The organism is Sphingomonas sp. T1 (assembly GCF_902506585.1).
GTDB lineage: Bacteria > Pseudomonadota > Alphaproteobacteria > Sphingomonadales > Sphingomonadaceae > Sphingomonas > Sphingomonas aerolata.
Window position 1 is genome coordinate 1 of sequence record NZ_LR733907.1, and the last position, 3986, is coordinate 3986.

Sequence of the window (3986 nt, forward strand, 5' to 3'; positions counted from 1 at the left end):
AGCCCGCCCGCCGCGCCCGCCGCCGCAGCCGCCGCGGTCGCGGCCGCGCTGCCGAGGCCCGTAGCGGACGGCGCGACGTCGGTGGCGGTGTTGCGCAGCCGCCCCCAGCCGCCCGGCACGTGGAGCTGCCCCGCGGGCCAGGTCACGCCGAACCCGGTCGGCCATTCGACCTTCAGACCCGGCGGGACGAGCGGCGACCAGTCGATCTTGCGCAAGGTCGGCACCATCAGCCCGATCAGCACGCCGTAGAACACCAGGCGGAGCTGTAGCGCGAGACCCGGACCGCTCCGACGACGAGCGCCACCCGTCCCGCGATTGCCGCTCAGCAACCGCATAAAATCAAACACATACTCCATCGCCTTTCGCGCCTACGCGGCCACGAGTCGATGTCACTCGCCCGTCGACTCCCATGCGGCGAAGCGAGTCGGAAATGCGCCAGAACGCATCGGGAACATCGCGCGATCCTCCGTGCCTCCCCGCCACCGCGCCAGAGCCGCGCGCCCGATCCACGCCGGACACAAAAAAGGGCGGGGTGCGATCGCTCGCACCCCGCCCGATTTCACGTACCTAAGCCAAGGCTCAGAAGTGCGTGACGATACCCAGCATCGGGCGGAAGCTCTGCGCGTCGCCGAAGGTGTTGACCTCGGCGCGGATGCGGAAGCCCGCGTTGCCGGTGATGCCCTTCAGGCCGATGCTCTGCGGACCGACTTCGGCGCCGATGCCGTAGGTGATCGCGCTATAGTCGCGGTTCGTGTTGGGAACCGTGTTCGACAGGCCCGAGAAATGGTCGAAGTTGACCCACTGGTAGCCGACCTTGCCGTAGATCAGGCCGCTGTCGCCAGCGCGGAAACCGAAACGGCCTGCTGCGCCATACTGCCAGTCGATGTTGCCATCGATGCCCTTGATCACGTTACCTTCTGCGCCGACGAAGACCGGGCCCAGGGGAACGTTGACGCCCAGGACGCCCTGAACGAGCGAACCCGAGGGCTTGTAGCCGCGACGCAGCGTGCCGTTGGCGTTCAGCGCCTGCGGGATGCCGTGGCCGGCTTCGTTGTCGAACTGCTCCCAACCGCCCATGACGCCGAAATACGGCTCGATCCCGAAGGCCTTCGAGCCGTCCGGTGCAGCGGCTTCGCCGGGCGCTGCGCTGTTGTCGGTGGGGGCAGGAGCCGACATGTCCTGCGCGAACGCCGGAGCGGCGAGGGCGGCTGCTGCGATGGCGACTGCGATGGAAAGCTTACGCATATTCGAATGACCTTCTTGTTTCGTTCTGGGTCCCGCCGCCCCGGACAACCCGTGGCGCGTGACACTCAGGCCCTCCAAACAGGTCGATGACGAAAATGTTGCACCGCCGTGCGTCGATTTCGGGAACAATCGCCGGCTGTGGCAAGATGGCAACGGTTTCTGACGGTCGGATGAACGAACAAGGGCGAAACCGCGGCCATCATGGCGGCTTCGTGGCTTTTCCCGGGCGGCGGCAAGACGCTACGGATAGCCGGGTTTCAGCGGCTTAGCGGCGTGCGGGCGCGCTGGTGGCGGGTGCGCGCGGCGGCGGGATCACCGGGTCGACCGAGGTGGATTCGATCCGCCAGAGATGTGCCTCGGCGCTCGCGGTCTCGATCCCGTCGTTGACGCGGTGCAGCAGAACCATCCCGTCATCGGCAAATCGCGTGCCGTCGCGCAGCGTCCCCGTCACGCGTACCGGCACCGAGATGTGCAGCTGGCCCGCCCCTGCATCGACACTGCCCGGTGCCGCGATGCTCGCATCGTAACGCGCATAACGCGCGAACCGGTTCGCGAACCCAGCACGGTCGAGCGTCGAGGATTCGCCGTCGCGACACCAGAGCGCACGCGCACCAACAAAGTCATGCGCCGCGATCCGCTGGTAATAGCGTCGCACCACCGCCGCCGCCGCTTCGGGCAGGGTGTCGGGCGCCGCGGCCGCGATCTTGGTGGTGCCGACGGGATGCCGGCCGGGGCGGCTGTCCGCCGCATAGCGCGCGATGTTCTGCTGTGCGCGCGCCGCCGCCGCGGTGACGTCGAGCTGCTGCTGCTTTGGGTCCGAGCAGCCGCCAAGGCCGCATCCCAGGAGGATCGGCATCACGCCGCCGGTTGCGATCACGATACGCACGCGCGCCTCCTACATCGAAGCGGAAACGCGCGTGCGGGGGTCGCTGCCGCACGTGCGTCGGGGGATCGCAGGGGTCAGGGCTTCAGCGCGACGTCGTCGGCATCGTCCAGCTCGTCATCGTCGATGCTGCCATCGTCGAGCTCGTCCTGGACGTCGTCCTCGTCGATATCGTCCTCGTCCATCGTCACGGTCGAATCGGTCTGGCCGACCGCTTCCGAATCCATGTCGATGTCGTCGATCGGCTCGTCCTCGTCGTCGTCCGTGCCCAGATCGGGGCTCAGATCGGTGATGACCGCGCCATCGACCGGGCCGCTGCGCGTCGCCTCGAGGATCTCGGCGCGCTGGCTCTCGTCATAGCCATCCTCGTCATACCCGTCGTCGCCCGTGCCCATGCCGGGAACCTGATGTCCGCCCATGCTATCGCTCCTGCTCAGGCCGCGTCGTGCGGTCTCGCGTCAAGGAACGGCGGGCACGCGTGCCCGGTTCCGTCACTCGGCCGGTTTGACGACGATCGCAGGCCGGAACAGGCGGCCCCGTTCCGTCAGCGCGACGACTGCCAGCGCGGCGAGCCCCGCGAGCAGGAAGCCGAGCACCAGCGGTACCGTCGTCCCGTCGAACGCCTGGCCGATCACCGCGCCGATCACCGCGCCCGCGGTGACGCTGACGAACCCCTGCACGCTCGACGCGGTGCCGGCGATCCGCCCCATATTCTCCATCGCCATCGCCGAGAAATTCGACGTCGCCAGCCCGAAACAGCCGAGCGTCAGCGCCTGGAACACGGCAAAGCTGGTGAGCGACTCCCAGTTCGCCTCGATCGCGCCCAGATGCACCAGCGACACCAGGATCAGCCCCGACAGCGCGCAGTGGCTGATCAGCCGCGTGCCGAGCTTCATCACGATCCGCGAATTCATCAGATTGGCCGCCGCCATCGTCACCGAGGTGACCGCGAAGATCAGCGCGAGCAGGTCGGGCTTTGCGAACACGTCCGCCATGATCTGCTGGATCGAGTTGAGATACCCGTAGAGCGACCCCATCAGCGCGGTCGCCGCCAGCGTATAGCCGAGCGACAGCCGGTCGCCGAGCGTCTGCCGCCAGTCCGACAGGATCCGCGCCGGCGTGATCGGCAGGACGTTCTCGGGCGCCAGCGTCTCGGGCATCCGCACCCAGAACCAGGCGAGCACGACCAGCGTCAGGCCTGCGATCACCCAGAAGATCGCGCGCCAGTCGCCGAACTGCAGCACGCTCCAGCCAAAGGTCGGCGCCAGGATCGGCACGATCATGAACACCATGAACGCGATCGACATCACCCGTGCCATCGCCCGCCCGTGATAACAGTCGCGCACCAGCGCGATCGTCGCGACCCGCGCCGCAGCGATCACCGCACCGCCCGCGACCCGCGCGATCAGCAGCAATGTGAAGCTTCCCGCCAGCGCGCAGGCGACATTGGCGAGCGCATACAGCCCCAGCGACCAGAGCAGCACCGTGCGGCGCCCGAACCGGTCGGCGAGCGGCCCGTGGACGAGCTGCGCGACGCCGAAGCCGATGACGAACGCGGTCACGATATATTGCCGGCTGTTCTCGCTCGCGATCCCCAGCGACTCGCCGATCGCGGGCAGCGCGGGCAGCATCGAATCGATCCCCAGCGCGGTCAGCGACATGAGGGCTGCGACCAGCGCCACGAACTCGACAAAGCCGATCGGCGCGCCGCGCATCGCGGGCGCGTCGGATACTAGGGTTTCTGCGGTCATGATGCGGCGCCCTACCGCGTTATCGCTACCTACGAAACCCGCTATTCACCCCGCCACGCGCACGAATCCCACGCGCCCAATCCCCCGGGAGGCCACGCCCCCAATCC

Annotated in this window: 5 protein-coding genes; all 5 read right to left on the bottom strand. The window is 68.0% G+C overall.

The window, feature by feature from the left end; all coding sequences use genetic code 11:
• A partial coding sequence (locus GV027_RS20095) for a hypothetical protein (protein ID WP_159513417.1) occupies positions 1-347 on the bottom strand: 347 nt, incomplete at its 3' end.
• Between the two features lie 232 nt (positions 348-579).
• The gene (locus GV027_RS20100; RefSeq protein ID WP_031394478.1) at positions 580-1245 is read right to left on the bottom strand and encodes an outer membrane protein; all 666 of its coding nucleotides are present in this window, start codon (positions 1243-1245) and stop codon (positions 580-582) included.
• A gap of 265 nt (positions 1246-1510) precedes the next feature.
• Positions 1511-2131: a hypothetical protein gene (locus GV027_RS20105; RefSeq protein WP_159513418.1), complete on the bottom strand. Its 621-nt coding sequence runs from the start codon at positions 2129-2131 to the stop codon at positions 1511-1513.
• Between the two features lie 74 nt (positions 2132-2205).
• Positions 2206-2547 carry a DNA primase gene (locus tag GV027_RS20110; protein WP_159513419.1) on the bottom strand — a complete coding sequence of 114 codons (342 nt, stop codon included), beginning with the start codon at positions 2545-2547 and terminating at the stop codon, positions 2206-2208.
• Positions 2548-2619: 72 nt separating this feature from the next.
• Positions 2620-3879 (bottom strand): multidrug effflux MFS transporter, encoded by a 1260-nt coding sequence (locus GV027_RS20115; protein ID WP_159513420.1) that lies wholly within the window; start codon positions 3877-3879, stop codon positions 2620-2622.
• Between the last annotated feature and the right edge of the window lie 107 nt (positions 3880-3986).